Source organism: Echinicola sediminis (assembly GCF_054777495.1).
In genome coordinates this window covers 1-22669 of sequence record NZ_BAAHAP010000040.1, presented here as the reverse complement: position 1 = coordinate 22669, position 22669 = coordinate 1, and the positions used below count along the sequence as shown (strand labels likewise).

At 43.9% G+C, this 22669-nt stretch carries 18 protein-coding genes; 7 read left to right on the top strand and 11 right to left on the bottom strand.

Annotation, left to right across the window (positions count from 1 at the left end):
- The first annotated feature begins 39 nt into the window (after positions 1-39).
- The 4 genes from uvrA to ACYVAA_RS11985 all read left to right on the top strand — a co-directional run bounded on the left by uvrA (position 40) and on the right by ACYVAA_RS11985 (position 5717).
- Positions 40-2868, top strand: coding sequence for an excinuclease ABC subunit UvrA (uvrA, locus tag ACYVAA_RS12000; protein WP_460541934.1), 2829 nt, complete (start codon positions 40-42; stop codon positions 2866-2868).
- A 142-nt stretch (positions 2869-3010) separates the two neighbouring features.
- Positions 3011-4060 carry a sensor histidine kinase gene (locus tag ACYVAA_RS11995; protein WP_460541932.1) on the top strand — a complete coding sequence of 350 codons (1050 nt, stop codon included), beginning with the start codon at positions 3011-3013 and terminating at the stop codon, positions 4058-4060.
- 10 nt (positions 4061-4070) lie between these two features.
- On the top strand, positions 4071-4811 hold the full coding sequence (locus tag ACYVAA_RS11990) for a LytR/AlgR family response regulator transcription factor (protein ID WP_460541930.1): 741 nt from the start codon (positions 4071-4073) through the stop codon (positions 4809-4811).
- A gap of 150 nt (positions 4812-4961) precedes the next feature.
- Positions 4962-5717: a LytR/AlgR family response regulator transcription factor gene (locus tag ACYVAA_RS11985; protein ID WP_460541928.1), complete on the top strand. Its 756-nt coding sequence runs from the start codon at positions 4962-4964 to the stop codon at positions 5715-5717.
- Positions 5718-5798: 81 nt separating this feature from the next.
- Here the strand turns inward: ACYVAA_RS11985 and ACYVAA_RS11980 are convergent, their stop codons facing one another.
- The 9 genes from ACYVAA_RS11980 to rfbC all read right to left on the bottom strand — a co-directional run bounded on the left by ACYVAA_RS11980 (position 5799) and on the right by rfbC (position 15260).
- Complete coding sequence (locus ACYVAA_RS11980) at positions 5799-7160, bottom strand: PhoH family protein (RefSeq protein WP_460541926.1); 1362 nt, start codon at positions 7158-7160, stop codon at positions 5799-5801.
- Between the two features lie 212 nt (positions 7161-7372).
- Positions 7373-8623: a PLP-dependent aminotransferase family protein gene (locus ACYVAA_RS11975; RefSeq protein ID WP_460541924.1), complete on the bottom strand. Its 1251-nt coding sequence runs from the start codon at positions 8621-8623 to the stop codon at positions 7373-7375.
- A 334-nt stretch (positions 8624-8957) separates the two neighbouring features.
- A complete protein-coding gene (locus ACYVAA_RS11970) occupies positions 8958-9698 on the bottom strand; it encodes a shikimate dehydrogenase family protein (protein WP_460541922.1) in 741 nt (246 codons plus the stop codon).
- Positions 9695-10630 (bottom strand): DUF368 domain-containing protein, encoded by a 936-nt coding sequence (locus ACYVAA_RS11965; RefSeq protein WP_460541920.1) that lies wholly within the window; start codon positions 10628-10630, stop codon positions 9695-9697. The genes ACYVAA_RS11970 and ACYVAA_RS11965 overlap by 4 nt, the downstream gene beginning before the upstream one ends.
- A gap of 45 nt (positions 10631-10675) precedes the next feature.
- Positions 10676-11449: a phosphosulfolactate synthase gene (locus tag ACYVAA_RS11960; RefSeq protein WP_460541918.1), complete on the bottom strand. Its 774-nt coding sequence runs from the start codon at positions 11447-11449 to the stop codon at positions 10676-10678.
- A 32-nt stretch (positions 11450-11481) separates the two neighbouring features.
- Positions 11482-12888, bottom strand: coding sequence for a tetratricopeptide repeat protein (locus ACYVAA_RS11955; RefSeq protein ID WP_460541916.1), 1407 nt, complete (start codon positions 12886-12888; stop codon positions 11482-11484).
- 121 nt (positions 12889-13009) lie between these two features.
- Entirely contained in the window at positions 13010-13969 is a 960-nt protein-coding gene (locus ACYVAA_RS11950) for a Rossmann-fold NAD(P)-binding domain-containing protein (RefSeq protein ID WP_460541914.1), read from the bottom strand.
- Positions 13966-14706, bottom strand: coding sequence for a tyrosine-protein phosphatase (locus ACYVAA_RS11945; RefSeq protein ID WP_460541912.1), 741 nt, complete (start codon positions 14704-14706; stop codon positions 13966-13968). Before ACYVAA_RS11945 ends, ACYVAA_RS11950 begins: the two co-directional genes overlap by 4 nt.
- Positions 14707-14708: 2 nt before the next feature.
- Positions 14709-15260: a dTDP-4-dehydrorhamnose 3,5-epimerase family protein gene (gene rfbC / locus ACYVAA_RS11940; RefSeq protein ID WP_460541910.1), complete on the bottom strand. Its 552-nt coding sequence runs from the start codon at positions 15258-15260 to the stop codon at positions 14709-14711.
- 235 nt (positions 15261-15495) lie between these two features.
- On the opposite strand from rfbC, the gene hflX reads away from it, so the two are divergent.
- Entirely contained in the window at positions 15496-16767 is a 1272-nt protein-coding gene (gene hflX, locus ACYVAA_RS11935; protein WP_460541908.1) for an HflX GTPase family protein, read from the top strand.
- 61 nt (positions 16768-16828) lie between these two features.
- On the opposite strand, the gene ACYVAA_RS11930 is transcribed toward hflX, so the two are convergent.
- Positions 16829-18223 (bottom strand): methyltransferase RsmF C-terminal domain-like protein, encoded by a 1395-nt coding sequence (locus tag ACYVAA_RS11930; RefSeq protein WP_460541906.1) that lies wholly within the window; start codon positions 18221-18223, stop codon positions 16829-16831.
- A 386-nt stretch (positions 18224-18609) separates the two neighbouring features.
- On the opposite strand from ACYVAA_RS11930, the gene mtgA reads away from it, so the two are divergent.
- Positions 18610-19296, top strand: coding sequence for a biosynthetic peptidoglycan transglycosylase (gene mtgA / locus ACYVAA_RS11925; RefSeq protein WP_460541904.1), 687 nt, complete (start codon positions 18610-18612; stop codon positions 19294-19296).
- 509 nt (positions 19297-19805) lie between these two features.
- Here the strand turns inward: mtgA and recF are convergent.
- The gene (gene recF, locus ACYVAA_RS11920) at positions 19806-20912 is read right to left on the bottom strand and encodes a DNA replication/repair protein RecF (protein ID WP_460541902.1); all 1107 of its coding nucleotides are present in this window, start codon (positions 20910-20912) and stop codon (positions 19806-19808) included.
- Positions 20913-21321: 409 nt separating this feature from the next.
- On the opposite strand from recF, the gene ACYVAA_RS11915 reads away from it, so the two are divergent.
- Positions 21322-22669: MBOAT family O-acyltransferase (locus ACYVAA_RS11915; protein ID WP_460541900.1), on the top strand; the 1348-nt coding region annotated here is incomplete at its 3' end.

The window sequence follows — 22669 nt, the reverse complement described above, 5'->3', positions numbered from 1 at the left end:
TGTCAAATTGTATAACCCAATAAAAGTCCTGATCCTTTCATGGCAGAAACAGTAGCAGCAGTAGAAGAGAAAATTGAGATCTTTGGAGCACGGGAGCATAATCTCAAAAACATAGATTTATCCATTCCCAGAAACAAGCTTGTGGTCATTACCGGGCTGAGCGGTAGTGGTAAGAGTTCGTTGGCTTTTGACACCATCTATGCCGAAGGACAACGCAGGTATATGGAAAGTTTTTCTGCTTACGCCCGCTCATTTTTAGGGGGGATGGAAAGGCCGGATGTGGATAAGATCAACGGACTTTCACCGGTAATTTCCATCGAGCAGAAAACGACCAGCAAAAACCCTAGGTCCACTGTAGGCACGGTAACGGAGATCTACGATTTCATGCGACTGCTTTACGCCCGATCCGGAGAGGCCTTTAGCTACCTTTCTGGGGAGAAAATGGTCAGGCAGACCGAGGATCAGATCATTGATCAGATTTTGGAGCATTTTGCCGGAAAAAAGCTGTATATCCTTGCCCCGGTGGTAAAGGGGCGAAAAGGGCACTACAGGGAACTATTTGAACAGATCCGAAAGATGGGCTTTTCCAAAGTCCGTGTGGATGGGGTGGTCATGGAAATGGTCCCCAAAATGCAAGTAGACCGATACAAAATCCATGATATTGAAATCGTGGTTGACCGCATTATAGCGGAGGAAGACGACCGATACAGGATCACGCAATCGTTAAAGACAGCCCTACAACATGGAAAGGGGGTGATCATGCTGAGAGATGAGGAAGGCAAAGTCCATCATTTTTCCAAGTACCTGATGGACCCTACTACAGGCCTGTCCTACGATGAGCCTGCTCCCAACACCTTTTCTTTCAACAGCCCCTATGGGGCCTGCCCTACCTGCAACGGGCTGGGAATGATCGAAGAGATCACCCGTGAAAGCATCATCCCCAATCCTGAGCTAAGTATCTCCCGCGGAGGAATCGCCCCCTTGGGTGAATACCGGGACATCTGGATCTTTAAGAAAATCGAAGCCATACTAAAGCGCTATAAAGGAAGCCTTTCCACTCCGATAAAAAACCTGAAAGACGATGTGCTGGAAGTGTTGCTTTATGGAGACAAGATGGAGGTGGAAGTCGATTCTGTCAAATATCCGGGAACCAAATGGAGTACCAGTTTTGAGGGCATCGTCAATTTTCTTAAGAAGCAACAGGAGGGAGGCTCCGACAAATTACAGAAGTGGGTAAGCGACTTTACCAGCACTAAAGTCTGTCCCGATTGTGAAGGATATAGGCTGAAGAAGGAAGCACTGCATTTTAAGATCGCAGAGAAGCATATTGGAGAGCTGGCCATGATGGACATCAGCCAGCTGGGAAATTGGTTCAGTGACATTGAAGATAGGCTTACCGACAAGCAAAAGCTAATCGGTGCCGAAGTATTGAAAGAAATCAGAAAGCGGATAGGTTTTCTGCTGGATATTGGACTGGATTATCTTTCATTGAACAGACCATTAAGGACGCTCTCAGGGGGAGAAGCCCAACGGATCAGGCTGGCCACCCAAATAGGGACTCAGCTGGTGGGAGTGCTTTATATCTTAGACGAGCCCAGTATCGGCCTTCATCAGCGGGACAATGTCAAGTTGATCAAAGCCTTGCAGGACCTGAGGGACTTGGGCAATTCCGTTTTGGTCGTCGAGCACGATAAGGACATGATGATGGATGCAGACTACGTTGTGGACATCGGACCGGGAGCAGGAAGGCATGGAGGACATATAGTGGCCCATGGAACACCCCAAGAAATATTAAAGCAAAACAGCCTGACAGCCAATTACCTGAACGGAAAGGCTGAAATAGCCGTTCCCAAAGGCCGCAGAAAGGGCAATGGAAAACGGCTTAAACTTCATCAGGCCAGTGGAAACAACCTAAAGCATGTGGACTTGGAACTCCCACTGGGCAGCATGATCTGTGTGACGGGAGTATCAGGAAGCGGCAAAAGCTCACTGATCCATGAGACCTTGTTTCCATTGCTGAACCAGCACTTTTACCGATCCCGAAAAGAGCCCTTGGCCCATAAGAAAATAGAAGGGCTGGAACATTTGGACAAGGTGATCGAAGTGGACCAGTCCCCGATCGGCAGAACTCCCCGCTCCAACCCGGCGACCTATACAGGCGTTTTTACAGATATAAGGGCCTTGTTTACTGAACTTCCAGAAGCAAAAATCCGGGGTTATAAGCCGGGAAGATTCAGCTTCAATGTAAAAGGTGGCCGCTGTGAGGATTGTGAAGGGGCAGGGATGAAATTGATCGAAATGGACTTTTTACCCGATGTTCACATCCCCTGTGAAACCTGCAAGGGAAAGCGCTACAACCGGGAGACTTTGGAGGTCAGGTTCAAAGGCAAATCCATTTCAGATGTACTGGACATGACCGTGGAGCAGGCCGTCGAATTCTTTGACAAACAGCCGAAAATCCTCCGAAAGATCCAGACGCTTAATGATGTGGGCTTGGGCTATATTACCCTTGGCCAGCATGCTACTACCCTTTCGGGGGGGGAAGCCCAACGGGTCAAACTGGCCACTGAACTATCGAAAAAAGACACCGGAAAGACCTTCTATATCTTGGATGAACCTACTACTGGTTTACATTTTCAAGATATCGAGCATTTATTGGAGGTGCTGAACCGGCTGGTGGAAAAAGGCAACACGGTCCTTATCATCGAACATAACCTCGATGTCATCAAGGTCGCCGATCACATCATTGACCTGGGGCCCGAAGGCGGGGACAAAGGCGGGGAAATCATCATTCAGGGAACACCTGAAGTAGTGGCTGAGCATCCCTCCAGCTACACGGCTAAGTTTCTGAAAATGGAACTTAAATGATTTATTGACCACGATTATTGTCGTCTTACGAGGTAAAAATTCAAAATTATAGGAAAGGAGAACTTCCCCTTTCAGCCAGTGGCTCGTCCATTGGTAAAAAATAGCTGAAGACATCCTGATACTTTCTTATATTTGAGATGGTATGGATAGGAGTCGTTTATACTGGATATTTCAATTTGTAGGTTGGTCCTGTTTTGTAGTGGTCAACCTCTTTTTTATGTCTTTGATCAGAGGGGTCACATCTGTGCAGATAGGAGCCTACCTTTCGCTGGGAGCCTTCTACTTGGGATCCACCCATGTATTTAGGCACATGATCAAAACCAAAAGGTGGTTTGATTTCAGCATCACCCAATTACTGGCCAATGCCTTTGTGGTGCTTCTGATTCTCAGCTTTGCCAATGTGGTTGCTACCATATTGATCAATTGGATTTTCGGCATCCTCAGGGTCCACGAGGATTTAAAGCCGATCGTGCTGTTGGTAAACTTGTTCATCAGCTTCCTGTATTACAGTCTTTGGACCATGATGTATTTCCTGTACCATTTCTTGGAAAACTACAATACTACGCTTAAATACCAGGCCAAGATCAATGAAATCAAGCTGAACCAACTCAGAAGTCAGCTGAACCCACATTTTATCTTCAATGCGCTCAACAGCGTCAGGGCACTGGTGGATGAAAACCCTCCCAAGTCCAAGGAGGCCATCACCCAGCTTAGCAATATCCTGCGCTATTCACTGATAATGGACAAAAAGCGGACGATAGGTTTTGGGGATGAGCTTAAAATAGTCCGGGATTATCTGGACTTGGAAACCATTCGATTTGAGGAACGTTTAAAAGTCAGTTACGAAATAGAAGAGGAGGCTTTCCATTACAAAATACCTCCGATGATGCTGCAGACCATCGTGGAAAACGCCATCAAGCACGGTATCTCCAACCGCATGAAAGGGGGGCTCATTCAGATCAAATGTTCTATTGGATTGTCCAGGGACCTTTATATAAGCGTCAAAAACAGTGGGCAGCTGAAGGGAGCGGTAGGCAGAAAAGAGGATGGAAGCGGACATGGCATCTCCAATACGATACAGCGGCTTCGTTTGATATATGGCAGCAGGGCAAATTTTAAGATGAAGAACTTCGATGCAGAGTTTGTCATCACCGAAATAAAAATTCCGAAACAAAGTATTAAATTAGAATAAATTTTAAGGTATGCGCGCACTTGTAATAGATGATGAAAGACTGGCAAGAAAAGAATTGATCAATCTGCTTACGGGTTTAGATGATGTGGAAGTGGTTGGCGAAGCAGTAAATGTGGATGATGCCAAGGAAAAAATAGAGTCTTTAAATCCGGATGTGATTTTTCTTGACATCCAAATGCCTGAAAAAACAGGGTTTGACCTTTTGACTGAGATAGAAGCAGTGCCCAATGTTATATTTACCACTGCCTATGATGAATTTGCCCTGAAGGCTTTTGAGGTAAATGCACTGGATTACCTACTCAAACCCATTGACCCGGCCAGGCTGTCCGAAGCCATCTCTAAACTGAAAAGTAAAATCAACGGTGATTCCAGCTCCAGGCCAGATGAGATTTCCCCAGAAGAAAAAGAAAAAAAGCTCACCTTGGAAGACCAGGTTTTTGTGAAGGACGGCGACCGTTGTTGGTTTGTAAAATTAGAAAATGTCCGTCTTTTTGAGTCGGATGGCAACTATATTAAAGTCTATTTTGACAATAATAAACCAATGATCCACAAATCCTTGAACGCATTGGACGAAAGACTGGATGAAAAATCGTTCTTTAGGGCAAGCAGGAAACATATTGTAAATTTGAGCTGGGTAGACGGAATCGAACCTTGGTTCAACGGAGGGCTGGTGGTCACCCTTAAAGGAGGCGACAGAATAGAAGTCAGCAGAAGGCAGGCTGCACGATTCAAGGACATGATGAGTTTGTAATTAAATAAATGTAGTTTAAATTGTTTTTATAAATTAATATTTTCAATTTCAGCATTTAAGTACCACATTATATGATTCTTGACTGCAAATGGCTAAGAAATATAACTTTATCACTTTGCCAATAGCAGATTAGGAAGGACGCGAAACAATATGAAAGAAGAAAGAATTTTGGTAGTTGAGGATGATCCGGATATTGCAGAAAATATTGAGGAGATTCTCGAACTTTTGGGTTATGTAAACATCGACATTGCGAACTCCGCCAATCAAGCCATTAAAGTCATCAAAAAATACCGGCCTGATCTGGTATTTATGGATATCAAACTGAAAGGCGATAAGGACGGCATTGAACTTGGGGAGATTATTCAGCAAATGGTAGATGCTCCGATAATCTATGTAACTTCTTATAGTGACCCTACAATAATTGAAAGAGCAAAACGGATACACCCGGCAGGATTTATCGTCAAGCCATTCAACACCAACGATATCCATGCGATAGTGGAGATCGTACTTTATAACCGAAGAACCAACGCGCTCCACGCTGATGTTTCCAAAGCACCTGAGGACAAAAGTCCCTACTTGGTTACTGATGCCGTGTATATCAAATCGGATAATTCCTATGTCAGGGTAAATTATGAAGATATCTACTATGTGGAAGCAAATGGCAACATGGTATCCATCTTCACTAAAGACAAGAACTACACCATCCGTAAATCGATGAAGGACATGGAGGAGAAACTTCCTTCAAACCTGTTCCTCCGAGTTCAAAAATCCTATATCGTTCAGCTGGCGCAAATAGATAGTTTCAGCACCAAAGAAATCACGTTGAAGAGCGGGGCTTTGGTCCAGGTCGGCAGGCAGTACTATAACAGCTTCCTGGCCAAGTTAAACACCATCACGGAGAGTTAAGCATTGACTTACCTATACCATAGAAAAGAGCCTCCATCCTAGAGGCTCTTTTTCATTTCCACTTTTATCTTCCTATCTAATTTAAAGCAGTTCATTGGCCAAATTGGCCAACTCCGACCGCTCCCCTTTCTCCAATTTAATGTGGGCGTATAAAGGATGGTCCTTGACCCTATCTATCAAGTAGCTTAAGCCATTACTTTGACTGTCCAGGTAGGGGGTATCAATCTGATGGACATCACCTGTAAAGATGATTTTGGTGTTTTCTCCCGCCCTGCTGATAATGGTTTTGATCTCATGGGGCGTGAGGTTCTGAGCCTCATCCACAATAAAGAAGATATTGGACAAGGAACGGCCCCGAATGTATGCCAATGGCTGAATGACCAGTTTTTCCTGATTGACCATCTCGGTGATTTTTTGGAATTCCTTATCGCTCTCTTTGTACTGGTTTTGGATAAATTTCAGGTTGTCCCACAGCGGTTCCATATAAGGGTTAAGTTTAGACTTAATGTCCCCGGGCAGATAGCCTATGTCTTTGTTGCTCAAAGGCACAATGGGCCTGGCCAGAAAGATCTGTTTATAGTCTCTCCTTTGCTCGAGGGCCCCTGCAAGGGCCAGCAAGGTCTTACCCGTACCTGCAACACCCTGTATGGAAACCAATTTGATATTGGGATTGGTAATGGCATGAAGTGCAAAAGCCTGCTCAGCATTCCGGGGCTTGATGTTATAGGCGATCTTTTTATCCACCCTTTCCACGGTATTGTTCTCTCCATTATAGAATGCCAGGACAGAATTCTTTTCACTCCTCAGGATGTAATAGGTATTCGCCTTTCTTTTTCTCGTCCCCAAAACCTCTTTGGCCTCGACCGTGTGAGTCTCATACAGCTGGTTGATCACATCTGGATCCATTCCTTCCAAAAAGGCCTTCCCGGTGTTTTCGAGCTCCGTGATGTTTTTAATTTTGCCCGTTTCGTAATCCTCAGCATGGATATCCAGCGACTTTGCTTTCAATCTCAGGTTGATGTCCTTGCTCACCAAAATTACTTTGCGGCCATTTTCACCCTGTTTCAGCTCCAACGCTGCATTGAGGATTTTATGGTCATTTTTTTCCTCTCCAAAGATTTTGTTGGCATTGATGGCAGCCTCTTTCATTTTGTCAGAGGTCATCATGACCTTGAAATTACCTTTGGTCCTTCCATTAAGAGGGGTCCAGTTATGGATCATTTTGTCTCTGGACAGCTTGTCCAATAATCGAATAAACTCTCTCGCCTCAAAATTCTTGGAATCATTGCCCTTTTTAAACTGATCCAATTCCTCCAAAACGGTGATGGGAATGACCACATCATGTTCGGCGAAATTCATGATCGAATTGTGGGCGTACAAGATGACCGAAGTATCCAAAACGAATATCTTGCGGTCATTTTCGGTTTTCTTAACTCTTGGCATAAGCGAGAAAGGTTAGTGATAAATCCGTCTGTAATAAGATAGATAATAATCACTGTGATTGCCATTTTTTTAACCAAAATTAAGGCCTGATTTAGGGGATGTTTTGTAAGCTCTTGTCGTTCAGTTGATAAAAATTGAGTACGTACTTGTAGATGGAAAAAGTACCCTGAAAATGCACTTAGGAACTTTCAAGGTACTTTTTAACCTTATAGCTAGATTTTTCGTGCCAGCTCGCCCTCCATGTCCATGAGGAAACTATCCAATGCTCCCTGTCTCACATGATGCATCACAACGATCTTGTACCATTTCGGTTCAAACTCATAGGAATCAGCCACCAAATTATATTTTTTGGCAATTTTAGGGGAAATATACTGAGCCCTTATGGTAATAATGTTAAGATGGGGATTTCGGAAAAACGCTACTCCCATCTTCTCAAGCCGCTTACAGATCCTTTCCGTCCGGTCACAGAGGGAGGCCATTTTATACTTCCAGCCTTCCGAGCCGTGGATTTTTAATATCATCCACATGGAAACGGCATTCGCTCCTGACCGTGAGCCGCTGAGGGTATAGTCCTTTCCAGGAATATATTGAGCCTCCTCGGTGCAGACATGATGGATATATCCTTTCCGGATCAAAAACAACCCCGTTCCATAAGGCGTCTGTAACATCTTATGGCCGTCACAGGTAATGGAAGTAATGTAAGGGTTCTTAAAGGTATAAGGGCTAGCCTCGTCCGTAAAAGGATAAATAAATCCGCCATAAGCACCATCCACGTGGATTCGAAACGGAACCTTCGCCTCGGTAAAGAAGTCCCCCAATCGGTCCACATCATCCACAGAACCAAACATGGTAGTGGATAAGTTGGCTACCACGATGAAATATTTATACCCTTCCTCTTTGGCTTTACCCATCTGATCCTCCAATGAATTTTGGGTGATCTGTCTGGACGCTTCATCCACCTCAAGGATAAAACTTTGGAGGTTGAGCAGATTTGCCCCTTTTGGCATGGAATAGTGTGAATCACTGGAATAAAACACAGCTATTTCCCCGTTTTCAGCGCCATATTCATTTTTGAAAAAATTTCTGTAGACCCACATGGCCTGAATATTGGCTTCCGTTCCCCCAGTGGCTACGTATCCGTCCTGTTGTCCCTTTTCTCCTCCAAAAATCTCCTCGGCCACTAAGTGGATCAGGTCCCTTTCAATTTTTTGCGTCCCTTCAAATAAGTCCAGTACAGATTCCTCACTCAAAGTATGGATGCCGATATGATTGGGGTTCTGCACCATAACGGACATAAAGGGAGCATCTTTCAGAAAAGGGGCATCGTGATAAAATTCAGTGCTGTCCAAGTAAGTACCGGGGACTCCTAATGCGGGAAACTCCCCTCTGTAATTATGATTTTTATCCAGTGCTTCAAATATGGATTTTTTTACTTCTTCGTGCGATAATTTTTTCCAATACATAAGTATAAGGTGTTTGAAGAGCTGTCCCGCTCTTGATCATGACAATGGAAGCCTCTGCTAAAATCAGGGTAGATCAAAGCCCACTTACCCTTATTTGGAAAGTGTAGACCAAGTTTCATTGCCGTCTACCTTAAATCGAATTTGACACCGTCCTTCTAGAAGGATCGGGACATGTATGCGAGAATCCAACATTTTCTCCAACATAAAGTAGCTGTAGAAAAGATGCCTTAAACAGTTTCTCGCCAAGAAGCTTCCATCTCCTCTTTTAGAATAGAGAGGAGGCAATGTGGATCTAAAGCGCGGGCAGATCAGGTTGTGAAATAAATGAGATGGTTTAATTCCAAATATCCCAAGCTGCTTCAGCTTGGAGTTGGAGCATTTCCAATCCATTTTTCACTACCGCACCACGGGCCTCCATGGACCGCATTAAAAAAGTTTTTTCGGGATTGTACACCAGGTCATACACTTTGTGCTCCCTTCCTATCTGATCCAATGGAATGGACGGCATTTCTTCGGTATTCGGGAAGGTCCCCAAAGGGGTAGTGTTGACGATCAGTCGGTACTCTTGCAGGTATTTTTCATTTTGGATAAGGTCATCATAAGTGATCAGTCCCTTTTGTCCGTTATCAGAACGGGAAACCATCAGGTAAGGCATTTCAAGGTCCTTTAGGGACTGTTTGATGGCCTTGGAAGCTCCCCCAGTACCCAAGATGAGGGCCTTTGTACGCTTTCCATCCAACCACTTGTTCAGTGAATCCTTAAATCCAATATAATCAGTATTGTATCCAGTCAGCTTGCCATCCTTGATTTTAATGCAATTGACGGCCCCTATGGCTTTACAGCCGGGCTCCAGTTCATCCAGAAAGGGAATGACCTGCTCCTTATAGGGAATGGTGACGTTGATGCCTTCCAGCTCAGGGTTGTTTTTGATCAATTCAGGAAATTTGTTGATAGTATCCAGCTCATACAACTCGTATTGACAGCCGTCAATTCCCTCTTTATCAAACTTCTCCGTAAAATATTTTTTGGAGAAAGAATGCTTTAATGGATAACCGATAAGTCCGAATTTTCTCATTTTCCTTTTAAGTAATAAGCGGTTCTTTCCAGGCCAATGACCAGGATTATTCCAAACAGGAAGGCCATCAGTCCAAGGAAGAATTTGGGTTCAAGGCCTGTTTCTGCAAAATAGTGGTTAGGCCATATATTTTCAGTAACAAAGGGTTTCTGCTCACCACTGCTGGACATCCTGTAACTAAGCACCTTTTTCCATGGCCATATTTTATTGATGGAGCCCAACATAAAACCCGACAGAACGGCAATCGTGACAGCGTGGTGATGTTTAAGCATCCAAGAAATAAGCCTTGAAAAAGACAGTATACCTACGATACAGCCCACTGCAAAGATGCCCAAAGTCAGGAAATCCCGTTGGTTTACCGCGCTGAGGATGGTTTCATATTTACCTAAGATCAACAACAAGAAGCTTCCGGAAATTCCGGGAAGGATCATGGCGCAAATGGCAATCGCACCAGCTACAAAGGTAAAATAAAGGGCATCCGGTGAATTGACCGGATTAAGACCCGTGATCCAATAAGCAAACAAGCCGCCTAGAGGGATGGACACGATCACCATGACATTCCACCTTTTGATGTCCTGGAGAATCATCACCGAACTGATGATGATCAGCCCGCAAAAGAAAGACCAAAGCGGGATGGGATGTTCATCCATTAGGTAGGTAATCAACTTGGACAGGGTAAAGATGCTGGTGAAAATCCCTAGTAGCAAGGTCAGCAGAAAGGAAGCATTGACGTGCTTCCAGAGATCCTTTAGCTGAAAACGGGATAGCAACTGCAACGCTTTCAGGTCAAAGGACTTGATACTGTCCAAAAGCGTTTCATAAATCCCCGTGATCAGGGCAATGGTTCCCCCAGAAACTCCCGGAACGATATCGGCAGCTCCCATTCCCATTCCCTTGAGATAAGTAAGGATATAGTTTTTTGTGTTGTTCATCGGACTCAGACAAAAGCTCCCTGCATCATATGGCTTCGCCTATGCTTATTTGGCATCAGCAAGGTCAAGGAAGTGATCAAATGTATCTCCTCTCAAACCAATCCTGATGGTTTCCAAAGGAATCACTTCGTTTGGGGCGATGTTGCCTAGGTTGACATTGGCGCCAAGGAGTTTGATGAACCAAACCTGTTGGGTTTTCTGAGGTGCCTCCCAAAGGATTTTTTCTTCGGGTATCTTTGTCAAAATTTCCTCCACTAGACCTTGTCGAACTTCCCCAGAATCACGGAAGAGTCCTACATTTCCAGCCTCTCTGGATTCACCGATCACTTTCCATGCACCCGCATCCAACTCTTTCTGCATCTGCTCGATCCATTTATAAGGCGGGATAATTTTTTCCGCATCCTTTGACCCTACCTCTGATAGCACGGTGACATCTTTGGCAAGGGTACTGATGTATTCACATTTCCTGTCATGGTTCAAGGTAATGGAGCCATCGGATACTTCAGCATAAGCCAGATCGTATTTGTCCAGCACTCTTCTGTAATCTTCAAACTGATCACGGATGACAAAAGCTTCAAATAGGGTCCCTCCAAAATAAACTGGTATGCCGGCGTCTTTATAGAGTTGGAGTTTTTGATTAAGGTTTTTGGTTACATAAGAAGTGGCCCATCCAAGTTTTACGATGTCTACATAATCTCCACAAGAATCGATAAAGTCTTCTACTTCTCTAAGGCTAAGTCCCTTGTCCATAGCCATGGTATATCCTGTAGTTCGTGGTTTTTCTGTACGTACGGGCACATTCTTCAGCACGTAATTCATTCTCTAAAATTTAAAGGTAAATAGTAATCGGCTTATAATCCTTCTTTGTATTGAGCGATGATCTTGTATATGGCCTTTTGATGCTTTACTTCCGGCATCAGTTCATATAGAATTTCGTGTCGTTCAAAATCCAAAGTTAATGCATTTTCTAAATATGAAAAGGCTTCTTTGTATTTACCTGTTTTGATGAGAAAAACTACGAGGCGATAATAGAGTTCCGCTTCTTCGGGTAATTCATCTATTCCTTCCTTCAAAACATCAATGGCCTCTTCAAATCTGTTTTGGTCAAAATAGATTATGGATAGGTTCACATAGGTCTCCATCAGCCCTGGTTCCAGGTTGATGGCCTCTTCATAAGCTTCTGAGCTTGCCTGAAGGTTACCCAAGTGATATTCAGCATCGGCCAGGCCCACCCAATAGTTGGGATTGACACTGGATAGCTTTAATGCCTTTTTAAAATAATGAATGGCTTCAAAATATTTGTCCCTTTTAAGCATGCACATCCCCAGCCCAAACCAGGCATCATCATACTCTGGATCCAATTTGGCGGATTTCTTGAAATACTTAAAAGCCTGGTCCGTTTGGTCCAGTTTTTCATAGGCGGCCGCTAAATAACAACAGTTTTCAGAATTGGCCCCCTCACAGTTGATGGTATTTTGATAGGCCTCCACGGCCAGTTCATACTGCTGGGTGTTCATCAGGGCATTGCCCATATTGAAATAGGCCGAAGCAAAGGAATCGTCTATGATCAGCGCATAATCATAGGCCTTGATGGCCTCTTCAAACCTACCTAACCGGTTATACACCACCCCTAAATTATACCAAGCCCCTGCGCTATAAGGGTCCTGGTCAATAAATTCCTGGTAAAACTGAAGAATCTCATCAAAAGAACCTTCTTCCTCTGTAATCATAGCCAGCTGGAACAATGCATCCTCATGGTTGATTTTAAGTTTTACCGCTTCTTTATAGTTATAGATGGCCTTTTCGGTATTGTTTTCAGCTCTATAAAAATTGCCCAAAGAATAATACACCTCCGCCTTGTCCTCTGCCATAGGCAGAAAATCCTCCAACAGCTGGATGGCCTCTTTGACGTTACCGTTGAGCAGCAATCCGTTCGAGAGCGCCAGTATGACCTCTTCGTTGTTTGGCGAAAGGTTGTTCAGGTTTTCCAGCACATCGGTGCCTTCTTCTATCTCGTCATTGAAGATAAGACACTGCCCATATAGCAGCTTGATTTCCAGCGAGTAGGGAAACCGTTCCAGCGAAACTTGACTGGCCTTGAGTGCTTTTTTGAAATTTTGGGTATCAAAATAATAGCGGATAATATCTTCCAGTTCTTCTTCATCAAAGAAGAGATCCAAGTTGGCTTTCAGGGAGTTTTCAAAACGCTCCACCAATGCCCTTTCTTCATCCCTGTCGTGATCAAAATCTCCAGTCATGTATGTGGCGTTGAATTTATACTTAAGATACCAAATTAATCGGTAGCGCAAATAGCTAATGAAATTATTTTTTGCCCTGTTTCACCATGTGGGTGACAGTCTTTGGATTAACGAAAAAGGCTTATTTTTCGTTCATGGCCCATTTAATAGTTTCCTCCAAAGGGGTATACTGAAAGTCTAAGGTCCTTTTGATTTTGCCGTTTTCAAAGTGGGTATGCAGCTGGGCCAGCTGGGCGGTTTGTTTATTCAGGATGTTTTTCTTGCCGAAAACACTGAGAAATTTATTCCAAATCAGCCCCAGAAAGATCAAAGCACCGTTTACCTCAATGGTCGGGGCTTTTTTGTCCATTTGCTGGGCCAATGTTTTAAAGAACCGCTGATAGGGCAGGCTCTCTTTGCTGAGGATATAGCGCTCCCCCCAGCAATTCTTTTGATAAAGTAAATAGGTAAGCTTCGCCGCGTCCCTAATGTCTATATAATTGATGGATCCCTTGGGGTAAAAGGGCAGCTCCCTTTCCACATAAGCATAAATGGCTGTACTGCTCCTTTGTCCGGAGACCTTGGCCAGCAACACAGAAGGATTTACCACCATGGCCTGCAAGCCTTCCTGCACTCCCCGCCAAACCTCCAGCTCGGCAAAATACTTTGAGATGGCATAGGGGGTATTCCAAGGCGAATCCACCCACTTATGGTTCTCGTCAACGGAGTTTTGTTCAGGGGTCCTTCCCAATGCGGCCACTGAACTAACGTGGATCAGCTTTTTAATTCCCTTTTCCAGCATCACGTTGACGACATTGGCAGTCCCTTCATGGTTTACTTTGAGCAAACTCTCTTTGTCTTTTTCGCTAAACGAAACCAATCCTGCTGCATGGATAATGATATCCATAGCGGTAAAAGCTTCTTCCAGGGATTGGTAATCGGTGACGTCGCCTTCATGCCAGGTGATTTTGCTGGCGAGATCACCTAGCAGGGAAGTTTTACTGTGTGCCCTTTTGAGCCCGTGAATTTCCCCAAGCGGATGAAACTCCCTGGCCAAATGACTGCCCAAAAGACCTGTAATGCCGGTGATTAATATTTTCATAACTCGTGATTAGCGAGGCTTCCCTTTTTCAATTTGTCATAAAACTTACTGGAAGTCAAGCCCTTCAAGCCCTCCAGATAATGGGCATTATGGCAGTCTGTCCCCACAAATTTGACCACATTTCTCTCCACCAGCTTTTCTGCCAGAGTCTTTACCGGTTTGGAATAATATCCTGCCAAAGACAGTAAATTTACCTGAAATAGAACCGATTTGTCCATCAGGCTCTCCAGCAGTTCCTGATCGTGTTGCAGATAGATATAACGCTCCGGGTGTGCCAGGATAGGTCGATATCCTTTGGTTTCCAAAGCAAAAAAAGTTTCGTTGAGCATTCGGGGCTTGTTGATAAAACCCGTCTCCACCAAAATAAAATTATCACCGAAAGTGAGCAGTGGTTCATCCCTCTCCACTTTCTCCAAAAGCACCTCATCCAGGTAATACTCAGCTGCAGCTTCTATTTCTATCTGCACTCCCGCCTTATCCAAGGCTACCCTGAGTTTCTCCAAACCTCCCAGTATGGTTTCCGGGGTGTTTTTATAAAACTCGGTCATGACATGGGGTGTGGTGATCAGCTTTCTCAAGCCAAGGCCTTGTAAGCCTTTGATAAGTTCAATGGACTCCTCCATGGTCTTGGAACCATCATCTATGCCGGGAATCAGATGGGAGTGAATGTCCACCTCCATCCAATCCAGGGTCAATGGTTCCTGTTCTTTCTTTTTGAAGAAACTCAGTAATCCCATAACTATAAGCCTCCTTGAGCTTGTTCTTTAAATTCAGCCAAAGTAGGCAGCACCAAATCCTTATCGGAAATAATGGGTTCGCCCACTTTCCAGTCGATATCCAATTGGCTGTCATTCCAAATGATCCCTCCCTCGCTTGGCTTATGGTAAAAATTGGAACATTTGTAGGAGAAAACAGCATCTTCCAAAACAGAAAAACCATGGGCAAAACCTTCAGGAACATACAGCAGGTTATGCTGGGCACTGTCCAAAACCACCCCGTGATACTGTCCAAATGTAGGGGAACCTTTTCTCAGGTCCACACAAACATCATAAACCTTTCCTGAAATTACCCGGACCAATTTGGCCTGCGCATTTGGTGCATGCTGAAAATGAAGGCCTCTGACGGTACCTGCCACAGAAAATGATTGATTATCCTGCACCCAACGCGTGTTTATTCCTTTTTCTGCCAGGAGATCTTCACGGTAGGTTTCCAGAAAATACCCTCGGGCATCGTTAAAAACCTTGGGGTAGATCTCAAAAACATCCTGAATTGGGGTACTTCGTATTTCCATTTTTTCCTATTCGATTTTCAAAAACAGCTGTAAATTTCCATTCTTTCTTTTTAGCAGACTAATTTTATCTGAAATAATTTAGAGATTTGCTGGAATGTAAAGTGATTTCGCATTGTTTTGAACACATCCGTTGATACTGATAGTGAACTTGTTTAGGTCATTTTTGTTCCCTTTAGTTCAAATTAATGTTAAATTATACCTAGGATAAACTTATACTCCTGACTGGAAAAGCTGAATGAGTAAATATACAAGAAAATTAAAGAAACTTATAGAAACCGCCCCTCAAGAGGAAACCGCGGTATTGGTTGCATTGATCCGCCAAAACCAATCTGAGCATGAGGTGGAGGAACATTTGGATGAGCTGGCATTTCTGACAGAAACTCTAGGAGCCAGGGAGGTTTACCGCTTTACCCAAAGGCTGGAAAAACCCGATGTACGGAGCTTCGTAGGATCAGGAAAGTTGGAAGAAATCCAAGCTTATGTAAAGCATTTTGAGGTGGATATGGTCATCTTCGATGATGACCTCTCTCCTTCCCAGATGAGAAACCTGGAAAATGAGCTTAAGGTAAAAGTGTACGACCGTTCGCTCTTGATATTGGATATTTTTCTGAACAGGGCCCAAACCGCCCAGGCAAAAACCCAAGTGGAACTGGCTCGCTTCCAGTACCTGCTTCCAAGACTGACCCGTATGTGGACCCACTTGGAGCGTCAGCGAGGTGGAACCGCAACCAGGGGCGGTGCCGGTGAGAAAGAGATCGAGACCGATAAAAGGATGATCCGCAACCAGATCACCCTGCTGAAAGAAAAACTCCGAAAAATCGAAAAACAGGGCGAAACCCAACGAAAAGGCAGGAAAGGCATTGTCAGGGTGGCCTTGGTAGGATATACCAACGTCGGTAAAAGCACCTTGATGAACCTGTTGACCAAATCCGAGGTGCTTGCAGAGAACAAGCTCTTTGCCACAGTGGATTCAACGGTTAGAAAAATGGTATTGGACCATATTCCTTTTTTGATCTCTGATACTGTTGGATTTATCCGTAAACTGCCTACCCACCTTATCGAATCCTTCAAATCTACCTTGATGGAGATTAAGGAGTCCGATGTACTGGTGCATGTAGTGGATATTTCACACCCTAGTTTTGAGGACCATATTGCAGTCGTAACCCAAACCCTCAATGAACTGGGCGCAGGGGACAAACCCATCCTACTGGTATTCAACAAAGTAGACTTGGTACCGGAAATGCCTTCGGAAGAGGAGTTGATGAACATGTCCGAACATGAAGTCGAGGAGGCCAACTATCTGGACTTAGAAAAACTGAAAAAGGTATATGCCAAAAAAACGGGAATAGAGCCGGTATTTATGGCCGCCCAGGACGGCACCAATATCGAAGGGTTCAGAAAATCCTTGATAGAGCAGGTCAAAAAGCAGCATATGAAAATTTACCCACATTACCTGGATGCAGAAACTTTCGATCTGTCCCAATTTGACGATTTGGAAGAAGATTAAAGATTGAAAACCGTGCTGGGATCCGTTCCTCAGCACGGTAACACTTTTCAATTTTTACCCGTTAATCCCGCATCCTTATCCGCCATTCTTTGGGGTAGTAATTATTGATCCTGTTGCCAATGTTTTTTATCCAGCCAAGGGGCAACTTTTCAAATGTCAGCAGTATCCAGCCCTCTCCCGGAATGTCCAAATTGAGGTCCTCTTTTCTGAGATAGGCCAGTGCATCCTCCAAATTAACCTCATGGCTTGGATACCGTTCTTTGGACAGCATGCTCATCGCCCAGTCATGGGTAGGAATAAACTGGTCTTTATTAAGTTTCCCAAGCTCTATACCGAAATATTTTATGCTCAACACCGAGGCGATGTGCTCAAAATGTCTTTCCCATTCCTTTCTAAGGGTAAAATAGCTGTCCTTCAATTTGTAAAATGTGTGTTGTCCGTCCAATCCCACTTCACCGGCAATTTGCTGTTGCTCTTGTTTATTGACTCGCTTCAAAACCGAGTGCTTAAAGTCTTTTAGTTTTTTAGGTGACTGGCTGAATGCATCATCCGGTCTTTTCAAAACTGTAACAAAAAAGCCCTCCCCATCTACTAAATGAGGAAAAAAACGGTAAGCATAAAAAGTGCCGTCCGCTGTTTCGGTACTTGTCTCCACTATCCCCCAATCTTGCTCCAGAGGGATTCTAACCGGCTCATAAGCAAATTCCCCGGTCAAAAAACGGATCATTTCTTCGTTTTCCTTTCTATTGAAAGTACAGGTGCTATAAATCAAATAGCCATTTTCACCAGGCAAAGCTCCCACTCTTTCCAGTATTCGCTGCTGTCTGGAAGCGCAGAGCTGCACATTGTCCGATGACCATTCCTGCCTGGCTTGGGGGTCTTTCCGGAACATGCCCTCTCCTGAGCAGGGGGCATCCACCAAAACCACATCAAAAAGACCTTCCAACGGCTCAAAGTGGTCCGGATCATTATTGGTAACTATGGTATTGCCCAATCCCCACTTGATCATATTTTCTCTGAGGATACTGGAACGTGCCTTGATGACCTCATTGGCCACCAACAGGCCCTCTTGCCCAATATAGCTGGAAAGCAGCGAGCTTTTTCCCCCTGGAGCAGCACAAAGGTCCAGGTAGAGTCCTGACTTTGGTGCTTGTATGTTGTGAAGGATATGCTGAATAAACATGGAAGATGCCTCCTGTACATAATAGGCACCGGCATGAAATAATGGATCTAAAGTGAATTTTGGCCTATCTTTTAAAAAATAACCCTCTTTGTTCCAAGGGACCTGTTCCCTTGCGGCAGTCAGCTGGTAGTTTTTGGCAGTATTGATCCTGATGGAGGTTTTGGATGGCTTTAGCAAAGCTGCCTTGAAGTCTTTATAATTGTTGTCTCCCATCATGGAAGACATTTGCAGCTCGAAGTCTTTAGGGAGTTTTGGTATGTTTTCTTCTGTCATTATTGGAGGTGTTTCCGGCCCAAATATAATAAGTTTGACTTTATCGTCCCTTTTGGCAATAGTATTATGTTAAGCAGGTAAACAAGCTGCCTCATCCCACACAGCGGGGCAGCTGCACAAAAAATTAAACCCGGATTATTCATTAGCGATCGTAGTGAGGGTTGAAAATGCAAGAAAATCAGGCTGTTTGGAGACTGAGGCATAGCACCGCTATGGTGAAGTCGAAAACAGAAGCAAAGCGACTGATTTTAAAGCATTTTCAGTCCGTAATAGATAAGCTAATGAATATTTCGGGTTAAACCAGTCGCATAAAATATCCTAAGAGAATGGGCTTTCAAAAAACTGAAAAATAACTGTACTTTGTGTAAGTATTTGAGTAATAATCTATGAAAAAGCTCTTCCGACTTCTCGGAAAAATCATCCTTTGGTTTTTTATTATTTCTATCGGTCTTACCGTGCTGTACCGGTTTGTGCCCGTTTATATTACTCCCCTGATGCTCATCAGGTTGGTCGAACAAGCCAGCGACGATAAACGTACAGCAAGGTTGGATAAAAGCTGGGTGCCGATCAGTGAAATCTCCCGCCATATGCCCCAGGCAGTGGTGGCCTCAGAAGACCAAAAGTTTCTGGAGCATTTTGGTTTCGATGTAGAGGCCATCCAGGAAGCGATGGAAGGGAACAAATCAGGAAAGCGGATTCGAGGGGGCAGTACCATTTCTAACCAAACGGCCAAAAACGTCTTTCTTTGGCCCGGAAGAAATTATGTCCGCAAAGGACTGGAAGCCTACTTTACCTTCCTGATAGAACTGATCTGGTCCAAGGAAAGGATCATGGAAGTGTACCTCAATGTCATCGAGACGGGCGATGGCCTATACGGTGTGGAAGCAGCAGCGCAGGAATTTTACCGTAAACCGGCCTCCAAGCTCAGTCGCCAGGAAGCTGCCATGATTGCCGCGGTCTTGCCCAACCCTTTACGTTGGTCCCCAGCTCGGCCGACCTCCTATATGTACACCCGGCAAGCGTGGATTTTAAGGAATATGAACAACCTGAATCCCGTAGGATTTGGAAAGTAGCATAGATAGATATGAGACGCTAGACATTAGACATAAGACTTCATCATCTAGTCTTATGTTGAGCATGATTTGTCGATACTTTTCGCAGTTACTTTCTTGTTTAAACGGTTACCTGCCTCTTGCAGGCGAGGTTTGTTAACTGATGGATTTCACATAGCTAAACGTGATTTTTCAGTTAAGCAGTTAAACAAGCAGCCTTGTCCCGTAAAGCGGGGCAGCTGTCTAAACAGTTAAACCCGCTCTACCCAATATTTCGAAGCAAAGGATTCGACATGCTCAATACGCCTGTTTACGATTAACTTAACACCAGTGCCTCTTGTCTTCTTCTGATTACAGATGTTACGCTGAGGGATTTGCCCCCGCACACCTTGAAAATGGGGGACTTTAGCTGAATTGGGAAGAAAGGAGCTGAAAGCTCAGATTTAATCGTCGCGCAGCATCGCTGTCGCGACCACTCGAGTCGACCGTCGTCTGTGGACAGTCGGCAGTGGACTAAGAAGAACATCCAGTCACTTTTCCGGTCTTATTTCCCCTCTTTCAATTTCAAAGTAGGCCACATCTGCTTCTATCCCCTTCAAAATATTCTTGGTCCTTTCGGGCCGGGCATCCGTGATGAAAAGCTGCCCAAACTCATGGTTGGCCACCAGCTCCATCATCTTGCCGATGCGGTAATCGTCCAGTTTGTCAAAAATATCATCCAGCAACAAGATCGGTTTGGTACCGGTCTCTTCCTTGAATACCTGGAACTGCGCCAGCTTTAGGGCGATCAAAAAGGACTTCTGCTGGCCTTGTGAACCGAATTTTTTCAATGGGTAAGCATCGATTTCAAAGACAAAATCATCTTTGTGGACCCCCGCATTGGTGCGTTTAAGGATAAGGTCTTTTTGGAGGTTGTTTCGGAAATTCGCTTCAAATTCTGTTTGCCCACATTGGCTTTCATAGCGAATTTCCACGGCCTCGCGCTGGCCGGATATTTCCGCATAATGATGCAGCAAAAAGGGTTTGAACCTTTCGATAAAGGCTTTGCGTTCGGCATAAATCCATTTCGACAAACCGATCAGCTCCAGATCATAAGGCTCCAGGAGACTTTTGTCCAAGCGGTCCTGCTCAGCAAACTGCTTGAGCAGCGCATTCCTTTGCTTGAGAAAATGCTGATAACGGACCAACTTCGCCAAGTAGTTTTTATCCAATTGGGAAAGCAGGCTGTCAAAGAACTTCCTTCTTTCCTCACTGCCCTCCCTGATCAGGGCCGAGTCATCGGGAGCGATCAGCACCACCGGCAGCAAGCCAATATGCTCACTCATTTTATCGTAAGCCTTGCCGTTGTTGAGGAGCTGCTTTTTCTTTCTGGTTTCAAGGATGCACTGGATCTCCACCGCTTTTTCTTCTTTTTCAAAGGTCCCTTTCATGGAAAAGAAAGCCTGCTCATGCATGATATTCTGCGCATCAAGGGGATTAAAGGCACTTTTGGTCAGGCAGAGGTAGTGGATGGCGTCCAGAAGATTGGTTTTCCCGCTGCCATTGATGCCCAAAAAGCAGTTGATTTCTGAAGAAAAAGACACCTTAGCCTTAGGGTAGTTTTTGAATTGTATCAGTTGAAGGCTGTTCAGGTGCATGGATCAATCAGGGACTAGGCGTTACGTTTATCAGTCCAGCAAAATTATGGAAGCGTAGAGAATAAATAAAAGTAATGGACGGATTTATGATAATACTTCCTTATACCATGTAGGTTCAAAGTCCTAAATGATCTCTCGCAGATAAGCGCTGATACTTGATATAGCTTTACGAGAAACCAAGAAAAGTAAGGTTCATTACCATGAAATGGACGAACATCACCAGCTCTTTTCAACCCTAATTTTTACTGTTTAGATAAAAAATTATGAAATTCATGTGAAATCAATAATTAAAACTAGAATTATTTATACTTTTTTTAATTAAATTTGTCCCTCCTTCAAGTTGCTCACAATCTTTTACTTGACGGAACAGGAATCGTATTTTTACCAAAGTCAAGCTGCCACAAGAAGTATGTTGTTCAATTCATTGGAATTTGCCCTTTTTCTGCCCATTGTTTTGGTGCTCTACTGGTTGATTCCCAAAAAACAGATAAGGCTCCAAAATACACTTTTGCTGGTGGCCAGTTATGTGTTTTACGGTTGGTGGGATTGGCGCTTTTTATTTTTGATTGCCTTTAGTAGTTGTGTGGATTTTGTTGTGGGGCTATCGCTGAATAAGGCCGAAGATAAAGGAAAAAGGAAGCTTCTGCTCTTGACCAGTGTATTTGTCAATCTAGGTCTATTAGGCTTCTTTAAGTACTATAATTTCTTTTTGGACAGTTTTGTCGATGCCTTTAGTCTTATGGGACAAAGTCTGACCGTGGACCGATTGAATATTGTGCTTCCGGTAGGCATCAGCTTTTATACGTTACAGACGCTCAGCTACACCATCGATGTTTATGATAGGAAAATAAGGGGTACAGATGATTTTATTTCCTTTTTTGCCTATGTGAGTTTCTTCCCGCAGCTGGTGGCGGGACCTATAGAGCGGGCCACCAATCTCTTGCCCCAATTTCAAAAACAGCGGTCCTTTGATTATGACAAGGCCGCTGACGGCATGCGGCAGATTTTATGGGGATTGTTTAAAAAGATGGTGATCGCCGATAATATTTCGGGATATACGGGAGATGTATTTACCAATTATGGGGATTATGGAGGAAGCACCTTACTTTTAGCTGCTTTATTATTCATATTTCTTGTCTATTGTGATTTTTCAGGTTACTCGGATATTGCCATAGGTACCGCACGCCTTTTTGGCTTTGATTTGATGAAAAATTTCAATTTCCCTTTTTTCTCACGAAATATGGCTGAGTTATGGAATAGGTGGCATATCTCCCTTATATCATGGTATAAGGATTATATAGTAAACAGGTTTAGAGGTTTTAGAAGGTGGCAAGTAGTAAGGAATGTCTTTATAATTTTCATAATTACGGGAATTTGGCATGGGGCTAACTGGACTTATGTAGTTTGGGGAATCTTACAGGCAGTTTTATTTATGCCCATAATTTTTTCCAAAAAGAGAACAAAATTTAAAAAAGAAATTGCCCATGGTGCATTTATTCCCAGTTGGAAGGAAATTATTTTAATGACCAGGACTTATCTATTATTTGCTCTTTCATCGGTTTTTTTTGCCATAAACTCAGTCAAAGACGGAGTCTTATATTTAATGCAAATGCTTGACCTTTCCCTTTTTTCAAAACCTATTTTCCCTCCTAAATTAGCAGCATTGGCACTGATGATCATGCTGATAATCGAATGGTTCCAAAGAGAAAAAGAGCATGGTTTGGATATAAGTAATTTTAAGGTACCCGCATTGGCCA

Excerpts from the sequence above, each read along its gene's own strand:
- uvrA (WP_460541934.1), top strand. The coding sequence starts at position 40 with ATGGCAGAAACAGTAGCAGCAGTAGAAGAGAAAATTGAGATCTTTGGA.
- ACYVAA_RS11995 (WP_460541932.1), top strand. The coding sequence starts at position 3,011 with ATGGATAGGAGTCGTTTATACTGGATATTTCAATTTGTAGGTTGGTCC.
- ACYVAA_RS11990 (WP_460541930.1), top strand. The coding sequence starts at position 4,071 with ATGCGCGCACTTGTAATAGATGATGAAAGACTGGCAAGAAAAGAATTG.
- ACYVAA_RS11985 (WP_460541928.1), top strand. The coding sequence starts at position 4,962 with ATGAAAGAAGAAAGAATTTTGGTAGTTGAGGATGATCCGGATATTGCA.
- ACYVAA_RS11980 (WP_460541926.1), bottom strand. The coding sequence starts at position 7,160 with ATGCCAAGAGTTAAGAAAACCGAAAATGACCGCAAGATATTCGTTTTG.
- ACYVAA_RS11975 (WP_460541924.1), bottom strand. The coding sequence starts at position 8,623 with ATGTATTGGAAAAAATTATCGCACGAAGAAGTAAAAAAATCCATATTT.
- ACYVAA_RS11970 (WP_460541922.1), bottom strand. The coding sequence starts at position 9,698 with ATGAGAAAATTCGGACTTATCGGTTATCCATTAAAGCATTCTTTCTCC.
- ACYVAA_RS11965 (WP_460541920.1), bottom strand. The coding sequence starts at position 10,630 with ATGAACAACACAAAAAACTATATCCTTACTTATCTCAAGGGAATGGGA.
- ACYVAA_RS11960 (WP_460541918.1), bottom strand. The coding sequence starts at position 11,449 with ATGAATTACGTGCTGAAGAATGTGCCCGTACGTACAGAAAAACCACGA.
- ACYVAA_RS11955 (WP_460541916.1), bottom strand. The coding sequence starts at position 12,888 with ATGACTGGAGATTTTGATCACGACAGGGATGAAGAAAGGGCATTGGTG.
- ACYVAA_RS11950 (WP_460541914.1), bottom strand. The coding sequence starts at position 13,969 with ATGAAAATATTAATCACCGGCATTACAGGTCTTTTGGGCAGTCATTTG.
- ACYVAA_RS11945 (WP_460541912.1), bottom strand. The coding sequence starts at position 14,706 with ATGGGATTACTGAGTTTCTTCAAAAAGAAAGAACAGGAACCATTGACC.
- rfbC (WP_460541910.1), bottom strand. The coding sequence starts at position 15,260 with ATGGAAATACGAAGTACCCCAATTCAGGATGTTTTTGAGATCTACCCC.
- hflX (WP_460541908.1), top strand. The coding sequence starts at position 15,496 with ATGAGTAAATATACAAGAAAATTAAAGAAACTTATAGAAACCGCCCCT.
- ACYVAA_RS11930 (WP_460541906.1), bottom strand. The coding sequence starts at position 18,223 with ATGACAGAAGAAAACATACCAAAACTCCCTAAAGACTTCGAGCTGCAA.
- mtgA (WP_460541904.1), top strand. The coding sequence starts at position 18,610 with ATGAAAAAGCTCTTCCGACTTCTCGGAAAAATCATCCTTTGGTTTTTT.
- recF (WP_460541902.1), bottom strand. The coding sequence starts at position 20,912 with ATGCACCTGAACAGCCTTCAACTGATACAATTCAAAAACTACCCTAAG.